Annotated in this window: 1 pseudogene (only partly in view); it reads right to left on the bottom strand. The window is 27.0% G+C overall.

Going from position 1 to position 1,830, the window contains the following annotated elements:
• A pseudogene (locus A2255_09040) lies at positions 1-1,661 on the bottom strand (hypothetical protein) (it extends 526 nt beyond the left edge of the window).
• Positions 1,662-1,830: the final 169 nt, after the last annotated feature.

Raw genomic sequence — 1,830 nt, 5'->3', positions numbered from 1 at the left:
ACGGTCATATCATTATTTAAGAAAATTAAATATTCACCTTCTGCAACATCAGAAGCCATATTATTTAATTTTGAAAAATTAAAATCTATATCAACATCTAAAACTCTATATTTTGTAGTTTTTAAATAATTCAGAGTATCTGGTTCAATGCTTCTATTATTTACTAAAATAATTTCGTAATTTTTATAAGTTGTTTTCTCTTCTATGCTTTTTATACACTCTTTTAAGAAGTTAACTTTATCTTTAAATGGAATAATTATAGATACTTTAGGCAATGTTTCAGGATAAAACTTAACTAAATTAAAGTTATTTAGTTTATAATCCACAATATCTGCGTTGTATTGCCGTTCTTGTATTTCATCCAGAACGATATTTTTCATTGAAGAATTTTCTTGCTTCTGAGAATTTTCCAAATGCCTGTGATATAAGACATCAGGTATTCTTAGCAAATTTATCTTCTCTCTCGTTAATTTTAAAACAAGCTTATAAAGATACTCCTGATCAATTTTTTCGGTATTTTTAAGTTCTTGAATTAAATTATTATTTATTTTTAGACATAACAAACTATTCATATAATTGTGACTAAGTAATAGTAAGGGGGAGTATTCAGGTTTAAAATACGGATTAATTCTTTCACAATTATAAATATCTTCATCGCTATATATAAGTTCTAAATCTTTATTTTGCTGAATGGTTTCGGCCAAACAAGATAAAGCATATTCAGGAATCAAATCCCCTTGCTCTACAAAGCAAACATGGGAATAATTATCTATTTTCTCTATATAACCCTGGAAAACATCATAATTCTTGTAAGTTTGGCCTTCCAGATGTTCAATTAATCGGTTATATTTATCTTCCTGAAAATCTCCTCCGTAAAAATAAACTATAGCAAACTTTATTTCAGGATTTTCTGTTAATTTATAAATTCTCTTCTTAGAGCTATTTTTTATCCAGTTTAAATAACCATAATAATTTGCTTTTTCAAAGTTTTCTTTAGACTCTTTATCATGAAAACCTATCATCAAATAAGAAACCCCAAGCAAATGATACATATCAGCATTATCAGGCTTTAATTTAATAGCTTTTTCTAAGCTATTAATAGTTTCTTGCCAATTATTTTCTTTTAAATAAGCTATTCCCAGATTGTAATAAAAATCAAAAGCATTGGGATCTAATTCTATTGCTTTTTTAAAGGCAATTATGGCTTCTTGTGTTTTCTTTATTTTTAAGAACGATATTCCTAAGTTAAAATAGGCATCAACATCATCTGGATATACTTGAATAAACATTTGAAAACAAGTTGCAGCCTCTTCAAAATTATTTGCTTTAAATAACGCCTCTCCTAAACAATAATAAGCTTCAATTTTTTGCGGATTGAGAGTTAAAGTATTTCGCAGGTAATGAATAGACTCATTTAATAAGTTTAATTCAAGAAATATTTGGCCTAAATCAAAACAATACTGATCTGTAGGATTGATTTCAATAGCTTTGTTAATATTATAAATAGCCTGATTATAATCTTTAACCTGATAAAAAATAATTCCAAGCCAATATAATGCATTTGGATCGTTCGGATTTTGTCCCAATATTTGCTCAAGGATGACTTTTGCTTGCTGTAAATCCCCATTTTGTAGATATTGTAAAGCCGTCTCAATTTGCATATTACTATCTATTTAGACCCCACAAAATAATTTAACTATACTTATTATACTTCCAATTTTATTTCAACTTGTAATAAAGGATAAAACTTAGAAGCTGTTTTGTTAAAAACATTTTTTGAGGGAAATCCTTATCATAGCTATCCTTACAATATTTTCTGCTGTTAAAGTT

This window comes from Candidatus Melainabacteria bacterium RIFOXYA2_FULL_32_9, assembly GCA_001784615.1.
GTDB lineage: Bacteria > Cyanobacteriota > Vampirovibrionia > Gastranaerophilales > UBA9579 > UBA9579.
Note: the sequence above shows the minus strand (reverse complement) of the source record. Positions and strands in the feature narration are given on the sequence as shown.